Genomic DNA, 19,239 nt, shown 5'->3' on the forward strand with positions numbered 1-19,239 from the left:
TTTATGTCCTGTAAACGATAAAGAGAAAAATTCTTAAGGGTAGCAAAACATGAGTCAACAGAAGATATTAAATAAAATTCCCACAAATATTATTACCGGATTTCTTGGTGTAGGGAAAACGACCACTATTCTTAATATTCTGAAACATAAACCTGCTGATGAAAGATGGCTGGTTATTGTGAATGAATTTGGGGAGGTTTCTATAGATCATATTGCCTTTGAAGGTACTAATCAGGAGCAATTAGCAGTGAAATATGTGGCAGGAGGCTGTATTTGCTGTACGGCTAATATGCCTTTGCAGGTTACGCTGACAAACGCTATTCGTCAGATTAAACCTCACAGGATTCTGATAGAACCAACAGGAATAGCTCATCCGGAAGCGCTGATTGACATCCTGCAAAATGAGTTTTTAGCCAAAGTAATAGACCTCAGAGCAACAATCTGTCTGGTAAATCCTGCACAGCTTATTCAGGAAAAATACTTTGATGATGATACTTATCAGGATCAGATTACTTTAGCAGATGTACTACTTGCCAATAAGATTGATCTGGCCGGAGAACAGCTTACCCATAAGTTTCTGGAATGGGCAAAATCGCTTTTTCCTCCGAAAATTATAATCGGAGCTGTTGAGAAAGGAGATATTGATTTGAGTTGGCTGGATGTTGAGCCTTATCCAAACAGAAGGGCGCTTTATCCTGATGCTCATCAAAATACAGAAACCCCGGAGGAAAAGGAAGTTGATTTTGGCATTCCTCCTCCCGGAAAACCTTTGAGAAAAGAAAGTAAGGGCTTTGGAAATATAGGATGCGGCTGGGTCTTTTCCCCGGATGAGATTTTCAGTAAAAATAAATTATTGGCGGTAATAGACCGGTTTAAAGATTTTGAAAGAATAAAAGGCGCATTTAGGGTCAGTAAATCCCAATGGATTTTTGTGAACAAAACAGGTACCGAATCTCTTTCTGAATGCCCGATTGCTTATCGGAAAGACAGCAGAGCGGAATTTATTTCCTCAAAGCCCCAGTTATGGGCCCTGATTGAAAAAGAACTGAAAACATGTCTTTTTAATGCTGATGAAGGCAAGGAAATAAATATATCACCGATTTCCTTTTCAAAAGAGAATATCCTTCCCAAAAGCTCTGAGTAAGTGTTTAAAAGAGCTTAAATTGCGTTCAAAACCCTGATTTCTGTGATTTTTTGTAGAAAGGAATGATTTTTGTACATCGTTCCTTAGATTCTTTGTAGTATTTTAGCACAGGAGATTTCAAAAAAGCGACACAATGCCATTAGATAACTATTCATTTCACCAGAGTTTTGATAAAGATTTCCTGCTTGATATTTGTGATAATGACCATGAGTATTTACTGGAAGTATTTAATAGTTTTCTGGAAATGAGCAGAAATGAAGCCGCTGAACTGAAATCTTTGATCGCTCTGGAAGATCGACATAAACTGACAAAAAAAGTGCACTCAATCAGTTCTGCTTTTGGGTTTATAGGGCAGACAGATTTGTGTTATGAACTAAAAAGTATAGAGAAGAGAGTACACGAAAATTCCTGTGATTTGATCACAGAGCTTCCGCCAGTCATTTTAAAAATAGAGCAAACTATTGCCATAGTGAGGGCTGAACAGGAAAAATTGCTTGCATGGGACTCCTGAGTTTTTAATATCAAATATTATTTCTCTAAATACCAGCTGTTTAACTGATAAAATCATATTTACTGAGATCCTTTAATGAAAGACTCGCATTCCTCCTTCAAACTTCCTGATTCTTTTGCTTTATCAATTCGCCAGTTTGGCGGCCTTTCATTAGTCTGGTGTTTTATTATTTTCTTTCTCCGAATCGTGGAGATGACATATAGCGCTTTTCTGCACGAATTGGCTAAACCGTTTTTTAAGGTTTTAGGTTTGTCATTACTGAACGACCTGTATTTTTTCTTCCAGAGCAGCTGTGTGCTTTTTGTAATGCATTGCATATTTTCTGTTTTTTCCATTCGGTTGGCAAAGAATATTTACCTTATAATTTGTCTCATTCTTACCTTATTACAGCTAAGTCTGATGCAGTATTTTTTCACCTCGCTTGTGCCGCTGAGTTCTGATATTTTTAACTATTCCCTGAAGGATATTCAGCAGACTGTAGGAGCCTCAGGAGGGGTACCAATAGGAGGGGTTATTGCTATTATTGTCATAGAGGTGCTGGTTTATTTTGCCTTTCGTCTCCTGACAGCAAAACTTTCCTTTAAGCCGGTTTTTAGCCTGATGATTCCGTTACTATCCTTTGCGGCGTTTTTTTTCGGAATAAATACCTTTATCAAAGCTGCTCAGTTTGGGAATGAATATACTAATAACCTGACGATCAATAAGTCTGAATATTTCACAAATGCTTCGTATAAGTACTTTTTTGACAAAGATGACGGCATTGATATTTATGCAGATAACTATTTAGGTCTTGAGAACCTTATTGTGGGAAGTGATAAGAATATCGAAAATGTATCATATCTCGCTGAATCTGCATTCCCGTTTTTGCATCAGGATAACACCCCTGATGTATTAGGCCCTTTTTTGAGTAAATCTGAGAAGAAACCAAATATCGTTGTGCTGATTGTTGAGGGATTAGGCAGGGCTTTTAGCGGAGAAAATGCTTATTTAGGCAGCTATACCCCATACATTGATTCCTTATCTGCAAAGAGTCTGTACTGGGAGAATTTCCTGAGTGAAGGTGGTCGTACCTTTGCGGTATTGCCCTCATTATTAGGCTCATTGCCATTTGCCAAAGCCGGATTTAATGAATTAGGCCCTAAAATGCCGGATCATGTATCACTGGTAAGTATTCTCAGAAAACAGGGATATTATACTTCATTTTATTATGGAGGAGATGCTGGTTTTGATAATATGAGTATGTTTTTGAAAAAGAGCGGAATAGATCGTGTGAATGATGAAGGCACTTATGGAGCCGGATATGTAAAAATGCCAACCAGTCCGAGTGGATTTAGCTGGGGATATGGCGACAAGGAGCTGTTCAGGCGGTTTTTTACAGTTAATGAAAAACCTTTAAATCAGCCAAGACTTGATGTGGTGTTAACTGTTTCGACGCATAATCCTTTTCTGATAAATGAACAGGAAAAATACCTGGACCGATTCGAAAAACGACTGGATTTCCTCAAATTTAATGAAGAAGAAAAGGTACAGTCAAGGCAGAATAAGAATATGCTTGCCTCGGTGCTGTATATGGATGACGCTGTCCGCTATTTTATAGAAAATTACAGGAAAAGACCGGAATTTGCCAATACGATTTTCTTCATTACCGGCGACCACCGGATGCCGGAAATACCAATGTCAACCAAAATTGACCGTTATCATGTGCCTTTGATTGTCTATTCTCCGCTTTTGAAAAGAACGGCAGTATTTAAGTCGATCTCAACCCATTTTGATGTAACACCATCAATTTTAGCTTTTCTGAACAAAAATTATGGCGTGGGAAGGCCGGCTGTAGCTGATTGGTTAGGCACAGGAATTGACACTACACGGCAATTCAGAAACATCCATTCTTACCCGATTATGATGACAAAAGCTGAGCTTGTGGATTATATCCGTGGGGGATATCTTTTGAATAACAATGATTTATACCGGATTTCGGATGGTATGGGATTAGAACTGGTTGATGAAAAACCTATGCAAAATCAGCTTAAAGGGGCTTTTGAGCAATTTAAGCAAAGAAATAACAGAATGTTAGGTGGAAGTAAATTAATCCCTGATTCAGTTTTGACGAAATTTAATCATTAGGCTTTTTGTTGATTTTCTGATAGTAATCTTCAAGGATTCTGGTTGTCATAGGTTGGTAAATCTCCCAGAAAAACTCATTTCTGTCTGAAAGATCAGCATCCGTAAACATATAGGGGGCAACATATTCTATTCCTTTGAAATAGGCGGAAGTCAGGCCGATAGGATTATCACTGAAATCTCCCGAGAAATAATAAAATTCATAGTCGGCCGCTTTGTGCATCACAATACCCGGAAATTGAGTCGGAATATGATATCGGGCCAGGATTTTTTTCCCCTGAATATTGGCGTCAATGTTGTGATACGATACAATTCTGTTGACTTTCGGATTATTTTCCAGAATATCGAACCAATATGGAAACTTGGTATATTGAGGTAATTTAAAGTATTCCTGTCCAAATTTAGTAGAAGACATAAAAGGCACTTCAGTCCGGAGATGTGTGTCTTTTTCAAGAACTACAACTTCATCTTTTTCATTTACAAAAGCGATTCCTGACTTGGTAAAAGGCCATTCTCCGTGGTGTTTTTTCCGGTAATTTCTTACCAGCCAATGGGGAAGTTCTTCATTGATTGTCGTATCGAGTGAGCTGAAATATCGGCCGATCCAGCCTGTCCAGTGAATTCCGAATTCTGTCTCGTAATTTTTTCTGACAGCCAGACTGGTAGGGGAGTTGATGTCATTAAACTCCATCATAATCAGTTTATGCTTGCTTTTCATCTTTTTCAGGAAAGAAACGTCCTGATTGGCCATTCCTCCATATAAAATGCCTGATCTCTCTGTCTGGCTTTTTCCGCTAAACCATTCTTCCCGGTAAATGCCGTAGGTGTCTGTGTAAAAAGTAAGATCAGAATCCTGGCTTAGTTGCTCAAGCTGAGATTCATTGAAACGCTCAAGCCCTTTGAGTTTATATTGCTGTTCATCAAGAGGGAAAAAACCAAAATAATCATCAATCTGATAAAGCTTGCTTAATGTTTTTGTAAAACGCTGGTGTTTTAAAACCCAGGTAAGGGAAATGTGTTCCTGACCGTCGGAAGTCAGAACGGTTTTGTCGATAATAGCAGCAACAAATTTGCGTTTCGGGGTAAGAAACCATGCCAGCCAAAGCCAGAATGGAATTAGAATAATTGCCAGAAAGAGAACTCTTTTAAACCTGATTTTTTTGTACATGAAATCACTGTTAAAATCTTCTTTGATAACTTAAACCCACGTCAAACTGATTGCCATTCGGGCTGTTGTGCTGTTCTTCATTAAACCAGGAAGCTGTTATAATAAAAACATTTCTTTTGTTGAAAATCTTGCTGAGCCCCAGGTTTACTTTTTTGGAATTAAGTTTCAATTGTCTTTCTATCAGTACACTACGGCTTTCATCCGGTGAAATACCTGTACCAATTCCTACTGAAATGTAATCGTCGGCTTCTCCGTAATAATATCGGGTAGTGAGTGTATAACTTTGAGAGAGGTTGGTATTGCCCGGAACCAGGAAGGTTCTGAGATTAAACCAGTAATTACCTATGTATTTTCCCAGAGAGGCAGTATAAATCCAGGTTTCACTCGAGAATTTCAGATACCTGAAACCCACTTCTCCTTCAAAACTTTTAGGCAGGTTGGCATAAAGAGACATTCCTGCCCTGAATTTCGGAAAAACGGGTAAATCGTCGGAATAGCCAACATTCAGATAACTGTAAAAGACATTACTGATGCGCGGATAGGCATCTATTTCTGCCTGTAAACCATTTGAACTGAAACGATTCGCATATGAAACACGACCGATTACCGAACCTATGCCTGTACGTGTAGAATATGAAAGACTGGCAATGTTCCAGGGAGAGTTGTGTAAAGCTGAATTATAATTCTGATCAAAATACAGATAGTCATAACTCAGGGTAATTTTATTCTGACTGGAATTTTCCTTCACCCGGTCCATTAATGAACGGGCATCACTATTTTGCGGATATCTGTCGAGTAAATTACCTAATACAGAAAACGTCTCGGTATATCTTTTCAAATCATTCAGAATTCTGGCTTTTTTGAGCAGAAACTCTTCATCATTAGGATAGTATGTCAGTGCGGCATTACAATATTCCAGGGCTTTTTCAGAGTTATTATTCCAGAATTCAAGGTCTAATGAAGCGAGCAGGGCATCTTTGCTTTTAGGATTTTTTTGCAGTACTAAACCCAGTTGCTCCCGTGCTTTATCCGGCAGGTCGTTCCATGTATAAATCCTGCCGAGAAAAACACGAATATCTTCATAACCAGGACTTTTCGCAAGTGCCTCATTACACAAATTAATGGCTTTAGGATAATCTTTCTGGTCAAAAGCAGCTGTTCGGGCTAATTTAAAAAGCTCATCGGAATCAAGATCAGACTGAGCATCTGCGTTAAAATGTAAAGTGGTAATGGACAGGAAAACTATAAATAAACAGAGATATTTCACAGTGGTATATTTGGTATGTTAAATAAAACAGAAGACTTGCCTATGAAAAACAAGGTCTTTTCTGCGATGAATGACTACTTTTTGACTAAATATTCTTCGAGTTTGGTAATTATTTCCTTTTTCCGGTAAGGTTTTGGAATATAATCATCGAATCCGGCTTCTTCCAGTGAAGAAGATTCTTTCATGAAAATATCAGCGGTCAGGGCAATAATTGTCGGCTGATCTACCATAGCATAAATTTCTCTGATGATTTTTGTGGTAGCTACTCCATCCATGCCCGGTAACTGGATATCCATAAAAATCAGGTCATAAAGTTTTTGAGAAACCATAGAGACTGCTTCTTCTCCTGATTCCACCATGTCAAAGTGATCCAGTTGAGAATCAAGGATGTGTTTTATGATTTTTTGGTTGAAAAGATTGTCTTCAACAACCAGAATATTCCGGTTGCCAAAATAAGTCTGTGTGCTGTCTTGCTGCTCTGTTTCAGGCTTGGGAACGTTTCCTGTTCCCAGAATAATTTTATCAAGAATCTGAACCAGACTTTTTAATTTCAGCGGTTTCATCAGCTGCTCATCATAGCTGCTGCTATCAAGTTCTTTGAGGTAAATATTATTTGGATAACTAACCAGTACAATCGGAACCTTGCCGGTAACAGGGTGGTTTTTAAACAACCTGATTGCGGAGGCCAGTTTGTCCTGAAGGATATAAGTATCAATTAAAATAATATTCGGTTTGGGAAAATTTCCATTTACCAGTTCCTCCGGATCAGCGGATGCAATCAGCTTTAAATTCGAATTTTCCACATAACGGGCAAAAGGCTCAATGCCATCTTCAGATTCGACGGCCCATAAACAGGATTTTACCTGAGAATATTTGCTCAGCAGTTCTTCCAGATATAAAGGAGGATTGCCTTCAAACGAAAGAGGTAATGAAAAAAAGAAGGTTGAACCAAAGTCGAATACACTTTCCAGTCCGATTTGTCCGCCCATCATTTCTGTCAGTCTTTTACAGATCGCCAGGCCGAGCCCTGTACCTCCCAACTGGTTTTGATTAATTTGTGTAAAGCGTTCAAAAATAACGCTTTGCATCTCCTCCGGAATACCATCCCCACAATCAATAATCTTGCAAACCAGAATATTTTCGCCTTTTTCATTCACAGCGGTTTCTACTTCTATCGTAATGATTCCGTTGGCTCTTGAAAATTTGACGGCATTTGACAGAAGATTCAGAATAATCTGCTTGATTCTGTTTTTATCACCATAAATGAAAACGGGGGTTCTTTTGTCAAATATTACCCTGATTTCAATGTTGCGTTCAAGCCCTTTTACATAGAAAATATCTACACAATCGTCAACCAGTTCGATGATGGAGAATGACTCCTTCTGAAGTTTTAATTCTCCGGCTTCAATTTTAGAATAATCAAGAATGTCGTTGATCAGAGAAATCAGTCCTTCCCCGCTTTTCTTGATGATATTGACCAATTCATACTGCTCTTTTGTGAGCGGTGTTTCTTCAAGAATACTGATAGCGCCGATTACACCATTCAAAGGAGTCCTGATTTCATGGCTCATGTTTGACAAAAAAGCAGATTTCAGTGTATTTTCGTGCCGTTCTTTTTTAGCGACCTGAAACAATTGCTGGTTGATATTCTGTAATTGTTCCTTCGTGGTTTCCTCAATTGAAATATCCTCGAAAATCCATAACCTCCCCTTATAACTCTTAAGGTTGGTATGTTGTGTAATGACATTATAAGTTCTGTTATGCGGAGAACCGAGTCGCCAGGGCCATGCTTTGTCCTGGTTGAAAATGAGATAATCTTTGGCCTGCTGTTCAACTTCGGCTTTGTTTTTCAGCTGTTTGATAAGTCTGGCAAAAGAACTGGAAATGATTTCGGGAGTTATGGGGGCATTTCTGTCAATTTCAAGCAAATCGTAACCCTTATCGTTGATAAAGGTTCCCTTTGTCAGATCATCAACAAAAATGATAGGCATCGGGCTTGCCCTCAGAATGCTTTCGAATCTGATTTTTAATTCATTTAAATCGTGTTCATTCTGATGCGTTTGCAGCACTTCCTCAATCCTGAATTTGCAAAGTAGGCTGTAATATTTAAAAGATTGATTGAGAACGGCCTCATTGCCATAGCATTTTACAAGAAAACCTTTGATTTCATGAGTATCAAAATATTGTAAAATTACCCTTTTCGGATTTTTCTCAAAACTAAACGTTCCCCAGACATCATCAATAACTTTATAGTTAATTTCCCTCAGATCATTAAGATATTCCATAGGAATACGGCGATTGAGGATATTCAGGTCAGAGCTGCTTACAATTACAGCGGTGAAATCTTCAAAACATCTTACAAAATATGCTTTTTCGGCAACATCAATTTTTAAAATGATCTGCAAAATATCTTCAAGCTGCTCCCTTAAGTCAAAGTAGGTTTTACCAGTCGTTTGTCTGTAGAACTGCGTTGTTTTATCCAGCCATAATTTTTGGTCCAATATCATGATATTACCTGTCTAAAAACTGATTAATCAGAGCTATAATTGTTTCCGGTGCTGTTAAATGAGGGGTATGCCCCTGAACAGGGATTCTGATAAGCTCATTTACAGGCATATTTTCATGAAGATACTGCGCTACAGAATCCGGTACTGCTGCATCATTTTCAGATTGAATTAATAATGTTTGGACAAAACAGGTAGGGATATACACTCTTAAGTCTGATTTGAAGATCATTTTTACATAATTCAAAGCAATATCAGGACGCATTTGATTTAAGGTCTCCTTGAATAAAATAGAACGTTTTCTGGGCCTTTCACCAATAATGTCTCTGGAAAAACCACTTACCCAGGAGTGAAATTCAAGCGTCATGATGTCGTATAACTCATTGAGCGACTGATTAGTAAATCCTCCGAAGTAATTTTCGTTATTCGTATAACAAGGGGATGCTCCCAGAAAAACAAATTTTTTGAATAGCCCCGTTTCCATATGATTTGCCAGTAAGCCGATCATTGCTCCGACTGAGTGTCCGACATAAATAGCATCTTTGATACCATAACAGTAGCAAATTTCTATGAGGTCATTTGCAAAAGGGAAAATAGAATTATATTTAGTTGGAGTGTAGAGACTCATATCGCTTTCCCCACTGCCAATATGATCGAAAAGAATAATGTTGTATCTGTCTGTAAAATCAGGAAAAATATAATCCCAGGCGGTTTGGCTTGTGCCGAAACCGTGGGCAAAAATCAAAAAGGGTAGACTTTCATCTTTGATCAGCGCCTTAATATTATTTCTTCTGATAATAAATTGTTTATTCTCTAGGTTCATCAGATGATTCCTTTTAATATATCCATTCGAATGCCCTGAAAGCAGTCAAATTAGTAGTTATTCTTAACATTCAACGGAATAGAAACGTTTTTAAAGGCAGAGAAACTCAAATTCAAAACTATAGAATAATCGTACCAGGCTGAGAAATCTGAAATTAACGGATAAATATATTCTTGATTAAATCTGGTATAAATTATTCAAAAACCATGCTAAATTTTCCACAATGAACAGGTTTTCTGATTGAAATGGTAGAATTTAAGGATGTTATTGCAGAAAATCGACTATTAAATGTAATTGAAAATATTCAATGCCTGAAATAAAATTGAAAGGAACCGCATAATGCCTGTATATTATTTAACAACAGACTTATTAAATCCGGTTCGTGTCATTTCTCCCCATGAATGTGTTTTCTTAAAAAACAGGTCATAGTTTCCTTTTATCGCCCAATATACCGTCATGGGATGATAGATAAAAGGTTCTGCAATAGCGGTTAGAAACATCTTCATCAAATCCTTTGGATTGGAGTATTTTCCGATATAAATCTCCTGAACCAGAATCGCCGAAATAGAGAAAAATACTGAAATAGAAAATATAAAGAAGGACATAATGGCGAAAACGTGCCAGTTAATCATTCCCATTACAATCATAATCAGGGTAAACAGTAACCCTAGTCCTTCGATAAATGGTCCCATCCATTCCGCAATCAGCCAGTAAGGGTAACTTATCATACCGATTACCCCGTATTTAGGGTTAAAAAGCATGTCTTTGTGTAATAGCAGACATTCCGCAGTACCTCTCGCCCAGCGATTTCGCTGCCTTGAGAGAATTTTTAAGGATTCCGGTGCTTCTGTCCAGCAAAAAGGATGTGGTACATAGGCAACCTGATAAGGAATTTTATTACTGAGCATGTATTTATGTAAACGCATAACCAGTTCCATATCTTCTCCCACCGTTTTTTTATTATAACCGCCGACCTTAATAACATATTCACGATGGAAAATTCCGAAAGCTCCTGAAATCAGCATCAGACCATTGATCGATCCCCAGGCTGTGCGTCCAAGTAAAAATGCCCGAAAATATTCAAGCAGCTGAACTGTAGGCAAAAAGCTGCCGGGAACCTGCAGTTTAATCATATGGCCGTGTTTGATAACCGAATCATTATTCAACCATACAATCCCGCCAACTGCTACTACTTCTTTCGGATTATTCAGTACAGGAAGAATCATGTTTTCAAAAGCATTCGGTTCAATAAGGCAATCTACATCCACACAGGCGAAATAATCAGAATAAGAGATATTAAGTCCGGCATTAAGGGCATCGGCTTTTCCGCCATTGGCTTTGTCAACAACAATCAGGTTTTTAAAGGCCTTATTCCTGGATTTATAAACCGCACGGATATTGTTACACGGCAAGCGGTACTTAAAATAATATTCCGCTACTTCAAGGTTATAGAATTTAATGGCTTTTTCAAGTGTGTCATCTTTGCTTCCGTCATTTACTACTATGATTTTCAGGTTGTTATATCCTAATGAAAGTAAGGAGCGGATGTTTTCAACGATTGTAACCCCTTCGTTATAAGCCGGGGCGATTATTGAAATAGAGGGGAGAAAAGGACTTTGATTAAGTGTTTTATAATCTATATTGATGTTGGCCTCTTTGTGTTTCTTCAACACTTTTACTGATCGGATGGTCATTAAAGCGTACCCCGTCAACGTGAAAATGCAATAAGGCAAAACGCCGTACTGCAGAAAATATACCAAAGAATGTAATAAAGAACTTACCATTGATTGTCGATCAGATGTTGGGTGATTTTTCTTCTGTCCTTACTGTCGCTCGACAATAAATAATTAAAATGTATTTTGCTGTTCTGGTTCATATGGTATAACACTTTTATGGCCCAGATTTTAAGTGCCGGATTGTAATTTTTAATGACATATTCAAGAAAAGGGATATCTTCATCACAACCATATTCCTGAATGTAATTCAAAATAACCTTTTGCTGAGGCTCCAACTGTTCTTCAAATATTTTTTTAAGATAAACTACATGATCTCCGTTACCACATTCGGTAATAAACTCAATCATAGATCTTCTCACTTTAAGGTCAGCATGATCCAGTAATTTTTTCACATCAATTTTAAGGTAGAGCAACTGAAAGATTCTGGCAAGGTTAATTCCAAGGACTTGCAGTGAGGGTTCATCATGATTAATTAAAAGGTGAATGTCATCAAAGTTCTTCAGGTCTTTTAATTTAATGGTTTTGATAACCTCAAAAATTTCCCACTCCGAGAGCGGATATTTCAGTCTGGCTAAAAAAGGAAAAGGGTTTTCACTGAAAGCAATCTTAGCCTTGAGAGCAGAAAGTCTGACCTGTTGATTCGGATGGTTAATAAGTCCTGAAATATCAGAAGTGTTATGATCTTCAATAGAAATTAATTGATTGACAGAACTTACCAGTACATACCATTTCCTGCTTTTAAGTTTTTTGGTCAATAATCTGTCAAAACTTAAAAGCAGGTATAAATCTTTCAGCGTTTGTTTTTCAAATCCTAAAAGAACCTGGTTGAACTGGAATATTTCTTCATACAGTACTTCCTGATAAATCTTCTTTTTGAGGGAATTGCAGATGGGGAATTCCTGTAAGGCGTTTAATGTTTTGGGTTCTTTACTTCCTTCAAAACGAATAATCCAGTCACTCAGAAACTCCTGAACATTTTCTTTTACTTCATCCCTTCTTATCCTTTGAAATTTATCAGAAAGTTTTTTGAGGAGGACGTAAGAAATGATAAGGGCATTTACAACTAAAACGATAAAAGAGACGTAATATATTAAATCTAATGTTTTGTTATCGAGTAAAAATCTTTCTGGCGGTAATTGACTTTTTTCAAACATTTAGCTGGTAAAATTATTTAATATTCGTCCGATTCATAGGAATATAGTTTTGTAATGTTAAATTATTATAGCAAGAGAAAGGGCAATGTAATCTGTTTAGTGTCTGACAAGGCTAACGTTGATTAGTCTTCTCACTCTCATAATCAACTCATTTAACCGGAAAGGTTTCTCGATAAAATCACTGGCTCCCAATTCAAGTGAGGTAATTATTTTACTTTCAATATTTGTATTGGATAAAACGATTATGGGCGTTGAGGACTCCCGGGTATTCCTGATATGAAAGATCAATTCAAAGCCATTGGAAAATGGCATTTGTAAATCCGTAATTACAATATCCGGAAATTCTTTATCATACATTTCAATAGCACTGAAACCATCCGGGCAAGCAATTACCTCAAAATCTTCCTTCTGAAATTTATCAGTCAGGAGTTTCAGAAGTAATGTTTCATCCTCTGCAATTAAAACTTTCATAGGCTAATTCTTATGCAAAATGCCTTTAAACTACTTTTGCTTTTATACTCGTACTGGTGTGGTTGTACACATATTTAACAAAAAGTTTGCCAAAAGCAGAAGATATTCTTTAATGGTGTGAAAATTATTTACACAAATATAATATTAGAAAATATTTATGCAAGCAATGATCTGTTCCGAAGAAATAAAGTGACTATTGACGAACCTGCTATGTCTTTGATTGTCTGGTGTTAATACAATGTAAAATCTCCTTTTTAGCAATATGTGTGCCATACACAGTTTCTGCTCCGAAACTGTATCTAAGCAGATATAATATTTCGAGGAAAATTATTTAAGTCTGTTAATGTGATTATCTGAAGAAAAACTTGGGATTCTGAGAGATTATTTAGAAATGATACAAATAATGTTTTTGTAATTTGTAATAAGTCTAAATAAAAAGTACTTTTGGCTTCTCAATCAATCATCGATACAGCCTGGTATTAATACAGGAAATACAATCTCAGACAAAATATGAATTTTAAGCTTTTACGAAGTTTAATGATGTCCTTGGGTATATTATTGGCAGGACAATTAAATGCACAGACAAATAAAGGAAGTATTAAGGGCATTGTAAAAGATGCAAATAATCAAACGGTACCATATGCCGTAGTTCAGTTGAAAGGCAGAAGTATTGGTACTACCGCTGATGGAAACGGTAGTTTTAAATTTACGGGTATTCCGGCAGGAGAGCAGATTGTCAAAGCCTCATTTGTAGGTTATTCTTTTCAGGAAAAGACGGTAATTGTAAGAGCTAATGAAACGGTTACCGTTGATTTTATCCTTGAAGAGAGCAATTCGCAATTAAATGAGGTAATTGTTTCTGCAAGTCGCAGAACAGAATCTTTGGCAGAAACGCCTTCTTCTGTAACAGTAATCGGTTCAAAAGAAATTGAAGCCCAGTCGGCAATCAGTCCGAATATTGCTAATATTATTGCGTATGCTGTTCCGGGTTTGGGGGCTTCTACCAACCAGACCGGAAATTTCGGACAAACATTACGCGGAAGAAATGTATTGGTTTTAATTGATGGCATTCCGCAGTCTACTCCATTGAGAGCGGGAAGCAGAGATATCAGAACAATTGACCCTACGGTAATAGAAAGAGTTGAAGTAATTAAAGGTGCAACAGCTATTTACGGAAACGGAGCTGACGGAGGTTTGATTAACTATATCACTAAAACACCCAAACCAGGGGCTACTTTCGGAGGATATACTCAGGCTGGCCTTACAGGAAATTTTAAAGGTGACAGTACAATTGGTTACAGATTCTCACAGCAGGTATTTGGCCGCAGTGGTAAACTGGATTATGTGGTAAGCGGGATGTATGAAAAAACAGGCGTTTACAGAGATTCTGAAGGTCAGGTGATTTCTCCGGACTATGGTTTGGGAGAAACTAAAACTTATAATGGTTTTGCGAAACTGGGGTATAATCTTTCTGAAAAACAGCGACTTGAATTGATGTACAACTATTTCAGTTCGAATCAGCATTCGGCATTTGTATTGAAAAATGGTATCTGGGGAAAACAGGCTGCCATCGGGATTCTCGGAGAAAGAAAGGGAGTAGATGAAGGAAACCGTTATAACCATAATGCCTATTTACAATATAGCAACAAAGGAATAATCGGTAATACTAGTCTGACTGCCAGCGTTTATTTACAGGATTTCTGGACAACATATTCTAACTCGCTGTCTTTTTACGAAAGTGGGCAATCTGAGATTGTTTCGACTAAAAAAGGATTAAGAGCCAATTTGAACAGCCCTTTTGTAGTGAATAATAACTTTACGGGAGATGTAACTTACGGTTTTGACTTGCTGAATGATGTGACGGCTCAGAACCTGGTAGACGGAAGAGTATGGGTTCCGAAAATTGACATGAGAAACCTGGCTCCATATTTCCAGTTATCAACCAATTTGTACAAACACCTGACGGTAAAAGCCGGGATGAGGCTTGAGAATATTAATATTAACATCAAGGATTATAACACCCTGGCAACAGGACCCAATAATGCCGGAAGTATTGCGGTAAAAGGGGGGGATCTTAATTACAACGCCCTGGTTTTTAATGCAGGAGTAAGATATTCCAAACATCGTTTCTTTAATCCTTTTATTAGTTATTCACAATCATTTTCAGTGTTTGACTTAGGAAGAGTTTTGCGTGCTGCCAAAGAAAATACCATTTCAAAACTTGAAACAGAACCGATTATTGTCAATAATTATGAAGGTGGTTTCAGCAGTGAATTAGGGAAATTTACACTTAGCGCGGCCTATTACCTGAGTACTTCGAAATTAGGATCAAATCTGCTGGAAGTAAACGGAACTTATGTTCCGCAGCGTTTGCCTGAAAGAGTATGGGGATATGAGATTCAGCTGGATTATCAGCCAATTAAACATTTGATTATCGGTGGAAATTATGCCTTTGTTGAAGGAAAAGGAGATGCCGATAATGATGGTAATTTTGACGGGAGTGCAGATGTTTATCTGAATTCTACCAGAATTACACCACCGAAAGCTACCGCTTATCTGCGGTATTTCGGAATTAAAAACCTGAGTGTTGATCTGAACTGGATGTATGTTGGTGATCGTGACCGTTTTAAGCCAAGAGCAAATGGAACCTACGCGATTGGAGAAGCGCCAATCCGTTCCTACAACCTCTGGAATCTGGCAGCAGGATATAAAATTAATTCGCAGTTAAAATTAAATTTAGGTATTGAAAACCTGTTAAATACTGAATATTACCCAACAATTGCCCAATTTTACGGAACCAATGAAAATTATACCCGTGGAAACGGAAGAAGATTTAACCTGACGTTGGGTTATGCTTTTTAAAAAGAAGTAAAATATACCGTAATTATTACAGCCAGTCTGTCACTTCAAATGCTTAGCATTTTGAGGTGACAGAAATTTTGTTTTAGGGATCATTTATAAACCGCAAAACGATTTGTACACAAATATAGAAACGAAATGTGTCAATTTCCCGCAAAAGTAAAAGCAAGGTAGTTAAACCCTGCTTTTACTTAATAGTCTCATTTCAGAATGTTTTTTAGAAATATCTACAATACTAGGCGGTATATATCCTTCTCCAACTGCATACTCAAAATGCTTCTCTTTGTCCGTTCTTATAGATACTTCTGCTAAATCTGCTCTTGAAGTATGGTAAGCAATACAAGCAATTGTACCACACTGATTAAATTGTTCTTTAGCTGGCATCTTCTTAAAGTAACTATGCTTACTCATCATTTGTCGGATTCTAAGGAGGTGATACTTTAGTTTATCAAAGTTTTTATCCTGTCCGTAATAGTCAAACACAAGCTGTTCAAATTGTTTATCCTTTTTCATAACGGTTAAAACACGGTTTAAATACAGTTTAAAAATTCTGACCACATACATACCAATAAGTACCAGTGAACTTGCATGTCACAGCTCCACCATCCGGAATTGTAACTGACGAATAACCCCTGATAGAGTTATAGATAAACATAGCCTTTCCCATATTCAAGTTAATAACAGCAACCTCTTTTCCTGGATTAGCAAGCCCCGTAAATGTAACGCCTGAGTCTCCTGAGCCTTGCGGATTAATACAAACCATATCCCAGTCCGATACATCCAAATTAAGGTTCTGATTATTCAAAGTAGTCTCATACGTCCTTCTACCGTTGATTACTGCATTACTCAAAATAGCTTCACCTTCCGGACACCAAAGAGCTACATTCCTGGATGAACTATTAGCAGCTCTCAGCTCTGCTGCAATGTTCCAACCAAAATTAGAGCCTTTTTGCTCTATAACAATAGATGCTTTGTCTGATGAAGTAGCAGGCTTAACATTTGTTCCAAATCCTGCAAACTGACCAGCCGGGTCATTTCGCAAAATAATCATCGCTTCAGATACGAAATTATTAACGATGCTATTATTGAATATACTCAGAACTCCAAAATTACCCGATGTGGCATTAATAAAGCCTTGTATGACAGCTCCAACGGCGTACATTGCACCATTCTGCAATACTTTAAAAGGTGCTGAAGCACGGTTTAAAAAAGTTTCACCTGCCCAAAATCTCACGTCTGAATCGGAACTACCCGCCCCGGTCACTCCCGCCTTTATATTTGAGTTATCCCCGGCTACCTGTAAAGTTCCAGACGTAACTAATCCGCCATCAATCACCGTCTTTGTATTATCATATTTTGTTGCATCTTCCCAATCTGATGAACTAAATGAACCTGAAGAACGTGCGGTTTTACAACGATATAAAAAGCTTCCATCCGTCCATAGATCGCCTATTTTATACGGAGTTATTGGAGTAGTAGTAAAGTGACGTGTTGATTTAGTTGCAAGATCGCTTACAAGCTCCTTTTGTCCGTCGTTATTGGTAAAAGTGATCTTTCCGCCAATTTCTGCCAAATCCAAATCAAAATAGGTACTTCCATCAAAGCTTTGAATACGACCCGTTTTGATGAACCTGCCATTTATCGAAGTTGCTCCGTAAGTCAGGCTTATCCATCTAACACCCTCCATTACTGAATGCAGAACACCGACCAAAAAGTGATAATACAAAGTACTGTCATTTGTCTTTATTTGCTGTGTCGAGAATATTATCTGAGCATCATTGTAATCAACTTTATTACAACGTGCGTAAATATAGCGGGCGTTATTATCCGGAATAGTAACAGTTTGTCCGGATACTTGCCAGGTTCTAATTGTTTCTTCAATAAGATAATGAACAAGTATGCCCGAATTTACCTTGACTACATTTGCATCTCCATTGTAGTTTGGCTCAATAATAATTTGTAAAATAAACTGCTGTGATTTGACACCTACAACAAGCATACTTGTTTCTATGCTCAAAGGACGGATGTTTCCAGTATTAAAATAACCGTCCGGGTCAAATGTTAAGTTTAATAACTCCTGTGTTGTTTTCCAACCTAATTTTGCCTTTAAAGCATTATAGCCTTTACCTAAATTAACAATTACATTTTTTTGCTCTTTTTGCTCTTTAACAAGCATTTCCGAAACAGAATAGTTGACTGTATTAGAAAGTGAAAGAGTAATTTTATTAGCATTAACAAGCGGATAAGAAATACTTTGTATCCTTATGCCTCCTGTATAATTCAAGTTTGGAGCATTAATATTGATCACATCCCCTGCATAAATCTGATACGCAAAACCTGCTTCTCTGATGTATTTTTCATCAACGTTAACCAAAATAGCAAACTGAGGACGGCTGTTTTGACTTGCGTATTTATTTGCAGCATTGTATAATTCCGTTTCAGCGGCCGAAATGTAACTACTTGGCATAGTAATGCCTGCAAGGGTGTATCTGTCTCCTACAGCAACGGCAAATGTAGAATTTGGGGTTTCGTAACCAGTGTCATCCTTGTTGACTTGAAACGTAATTTCTTTAGTACTGGCATTATACTTTGTAATAAAAAACTCCTGTCCGTTTAACTCACCTGACTTAAAGATGATTTTAGCATGAGCATCAGTGATATTTTGCTCGTTGAGATCAAAATCAAGTGTATTGTCTATTATAGATGTAGGACTGGTAACTGAAGTAATAGTAGCTGTTCGACGTGGATAAATGTAATCAAATTCTAGAACGCCTTCTTTCCTCCCAAACTCTGAAACATTGTATTCAATTGGATTATTAAGCGTAAGCCTGTCTTGTCCATCTCTATATCCTGCTGTCAGATTCGTTGACCCACCGAAAGCATACCAAACGGTGGCATAAGATGAACTTGTAGATTGTCTGGTAATGTCATATGCTCCCTGGTTTCTTCCGTATCCAAGCGAAACGCCTTTTGCAGAACCCACCTTTTCAACAAGATAAATATTTTGATTATCTACATAGTATTCTAACTGGAATTTTGAGGCTATATCACTTAGTACTACTCTACAAGAAACGTCTTTAAATTCAAACAATTGGGGTTCTAAGTTTGGTGCAGCTCCTACATACCAGCCAGAACCCATTGAAGAAACCAATAAACCTAACAGCTCTGAAGGCGTACCAAAATAGCTGAATTTTGTACGACCTAAATGCTTTATAATACTATTATATAACTGATAAACTTCTCCTAAAAACTCCAATTCATACTTATATGTAGTTGCTGAAATCTGCTGTTTGAATGTTTCACCAACGATACTATATTTTTTCGAGTTCAGTAGTACATAATCTCCTATTTTAAGATTTATTGATGTGCTGGAAATGAAGTTAGCCACTACCTTTTCCTCACCCATAAGTGTTTGTGTAAACAAAGTTTGCTCATCTATCTCAAAATTGTAGACAGATGAGCCATTACGGTAAATAATCAT

The 19,239-nt window shown here is 37.4% G+C and carries 14 protein-coding genes; 4 read left to right on the forward strand and 10 right to left on the reverse strand.

Annotated elements, in window-relative coordinates; translation table 11 throughout:
• Positions 1-49 precede the first annotated feature (49 nt).
• Both BM179_RS19415 and BM179_RS19420 read left to right on the forward strand, forming a co-directional pair.
• Complete coding sequence (locus BM179_RS19415; protein WP_092018826.1) at positions 50-1,144, forward strand: CobW family GTP-binding protein; 1,095 nt, start codon at positions 50-52, stop codon at positions 1,142-1,144.
• A gap of 133 nt (positions 1,145-1,277) precedes the next feature.
• A complete protein-coding gene (locus tag BM179_RS19420; protein ID WP_092018827.1) occupies positions 1,278-1,655 on the forward strand; it encodes a hypothetical protein in 378 nt (125 codons plus the stop codon).
• Positions 1,656-1,714: 59 nt separating this feature from the next.
• On the opposite strand, the gene BM179_RS25405 is transcribed toward BM179_RS19420, so the two are convergent.
• Positions 1,715-1,990: a hypothetical protein gene (locus BM179_RS25405; protein WP_177219457.1), complete on the reverse strand. Its 276-nt coding sequence runs from the start codon at positions 1,988-1,990 to the stop codon at positions 1,715-1,717.
• 64 nt (positions 1,991-2,054) lie between these two features.
• Here BM179_RS25405 and BM179_RS19425 point away from each other — a divergent pair, with 64 nt between their 5' ends.
• The gene (locus tag BM179_RS19425) at positions 2,055-3,779 is read left to right on the forward strand and encodes an LTA synthase family protein (protein WP_177219458.1); all 1,725 of its coding nucleotides are present in this window, start codon (positions 2,055-2,057) and stop codon (positions 3,777-3,779) included.
• Here BM179_RS19425 and BM179_RS19430 read toward each other — a convergent pair.
• The 7 genes from BM179_RS19430 to BM179_RS19460 all read right to left on the reverse strand — a co-directional run bounded on the left by BM179_RS19430 (position 3,769) and on the right by BM179_RS19460 (position 12,899).
• A complete protein-coding gene (locus BM179_RS19430) occupies positions 3,769-4,944 on the reverse strand; it encodes a hypothetical protein (protein WP_092018829.1) in 1,176 nt (391 codons plus the stop codon). The genes BM179_RS19425 and BM179_RS19430 overlap by 11 nt on opposite strands.
• A 10-nt stretch (positions 4,945-4,954) precedes the next feature.
• Complete coding sequence (locus tag BM179_RS19435) at positions 4,955-6,211, reverse strand: YaiO family outer membrane beta-barrel protein (RefSeq protein ID WP_092018830.1); 1,257 nt, start codon at positions 6,209-6,211, stop codon at positions 4,955-4,957.
• A gap of 74 nt (positions 6,212-6,285) precedes the next feature.
• Positions 6,286-8,718: a hybrid sensor histidine kinase/response regulator gene (locus BM179_RS19440; RefSeq protein WP_092018831.1), complete on the reverse strand. Its 2,433-nt coding sequence runs from the start codon at positions 8,716-8,718 to the stop codon at positions 6,286-6,288.
• 4 nt (positions 8,719-8,722) lie between these two features.
• A complete protein-coding gene (locus BM179_RS19445) occupies positions 8,723-9,538 on the reverse strand; it encodes an alpha/beta fold hydrolase (protein ID WP_092018832.1) in 816 nt (271 codons plus the stop codon).
• A 350-nt stretch (positions 9,539-9,888) separates the two neighbouring features.
• Positions 9,889-11,322: a glycosyltransferase family 2 protein gene (locus BM179_RS19450; protein ID WP_092018833.1), complete on the reverse strand. Its 1,434-nt coding sequence runs from the start codon at positions 11,320-11,322 to the stop codon at positions 9,889-9,891.
• Positions 11,316-12,428 carry a hypothetical protein gene (locus BM179_RS19455; RefSeq protein ID WP_092018834.1) on the reverse strand — a complete coding sequence of 371 codons (1,113 nt, stop codon included), beginning with the start codon at positions 12,426-12,428 and terminating at the stop codon, positions 11,316-11,318. Before BM179_RS19455 ends, BM179_RS19450 begins: the two co-directional genes overlap by 7 nt.
• Before the next feature lie 96 nt (positions 12,429-12,524).
• Positions 12,525-12,899, reverse strand: a complete 375-nt coding sequence (locus BM179_RS19460; RefSeq protein WP_092018835.1) for a response regulator transcription factor — start codon at positions 12,897-12,899, stop codon at positions 12,525-12,527.
• A 510-nt stretch (positions 12,900-13,409) separates the two neighbouring features.
• Between BM179_RS19460 and BM179_RS19465 the strand changes: the two genes are divergently transcribed.
• Complete coding sequence (locus BM179_RS19465; RefSeq protein ID WP_092018836.1) at positions 13,410-15,761, forward strand: TonB-dependent receptor; 2,352 nt, start codon at positions 13,410-13,412, stop codon at positions 15,759-15,761.
• Positions 15,762-15,932: 171 nt separating this feature from the next.
• On the opposite strand, the gene BM179_RS19470 is transcribed toward BM179_RS19465, so the two are convergent.
• Complete coding sequence (locus BM179_RS19470; RefSeq protein WP_092018837.1) at positions 15,933-16,271, reverse strand: hypothetical protein; 339 nt, start codon at positions 16,269-16,271, stop codon at positions 15,933-15,935.
• Positions 16,272-16,299: 28 nt separating this feature from the next.
• Positions 16,300-19,239 carry a phage tail protein gene (locus tag BM179_RS19475; RefSeq protein ID WP_092018838.1) on the reverse strand — a complete coding sequence of 980 codons (2,940 nt, stop codon included), beginning with the start codon at positions 19,237-19,239 and terminating at the stop codon, positions 16,300-16,302.

Origin of the sequence: Pseudarcicella hirudinis, from assembly GCF_900115665.1 — a bacterium.
GTDB classification, from domain to species: Bacteria; Bacteroidota; Bacteroidia; order Cytophagales; family Spirosomataceae; genus Pseudarcicella; species Pseudarcicella hirudinis.

What these genes read in the sequence shown, in the direction of transcription:
- BM179_RS19415 (WP_092018826.1), top strand. Translation starts at nt 50, where the DNA reads ATGAGTCAACAGAAGATATTAAATAAAATTCCCACAAATATTATTACC.
- BM179_RS19420 (WP_092018827.1), top strand. Translation starts at nt 1,278, where the DNA reads ATGCCATTAGATAACTATTCATTTCACCAGAGTTTTGATAAAGATTTC.
- BM179_RS25405 (WP_177219457.1), bottom strand. Translation starts at nt 1,990, where the DNA reads ATGGAAAAAACAGAAAATATGCAATGCATTACAAAAAGCACACAGCTG.
- BM179_RS19425 (WP_177219458.1), top strand. Translation starts at nt 2,055, where the DNA reads ATGCAGTATTTTTTCACCTCGCTTGTGCCGCTGAGTTCTGATATTTTT.
- BM179_RS19430 (WP_092018829.1), bottom strand. Translation starts at nt 4,944, where the DNA reads ATGTACAAAAAAATCAGGTTTAAAAGAGTTCTCTTTCTGGCAATTATT.
- BM179_RS19440 (WP_092018831.1), bottom strand. Translation starts at nt 8,718, where the DNA reads ATGATATTGGACCAAAAATTATGGCTGGATAAAACAACGCAGTTCTAC.
- BM179_RS19445 (WP_092018832.1), bottom strand. Translation starts at nt 9,538, where the DNA reads ATGAACCTAGAGAATAAACAATTTATTATCAGAAGAAATAATATTAAG.
- BM179_RS19450 (WP_092018833.1), bottom strand. Translation starts at nt 11,322, where the DNA reads ATGGTAAGTTCTTTATTACATTCTTTGGTATATTTTCTGCAGTACGGC.
- BM179_RS19455 (WP_092018834.1), bottom strand. Translation starts at nt 12,428, where the DNA reads ATGTTTGAAAAAAGTCAATTACCGCCAGAAAGATTTTTACTCGATAAC.
- BM179_RS19460 (WP_092018835.1), bottom strand. Translation starts at nt 12,899, where the DNA reads ATGAAAGTTTTAATTGCAGAGGATGAAACATTACTTCTGAAACTCCTG.
- BM179_RS19465 (WP_092018836.1), top strand. Translation starts at nt 13,410, where the DNA reads ATGAATTTTAAGCTTTTACGAAGTTTAATGATGTCCTTGGGTATATTA.
- BM179_RS19470 (WP_092018837.1), bottom strand. Translation starts at nt 16,271, where the DNA reads ATGAAAAAGGATAAACAATTTGAACAGCTTGTGTTTGACTATTACGGA.
- BM179_RS19475 (WP_092018838.1), bottom strand. Translation starts at nt 19,239, where the DNA reads ATGATTATTTACCGTAATGGCTCATCTGTCTACAATTTTGAGATAGAT.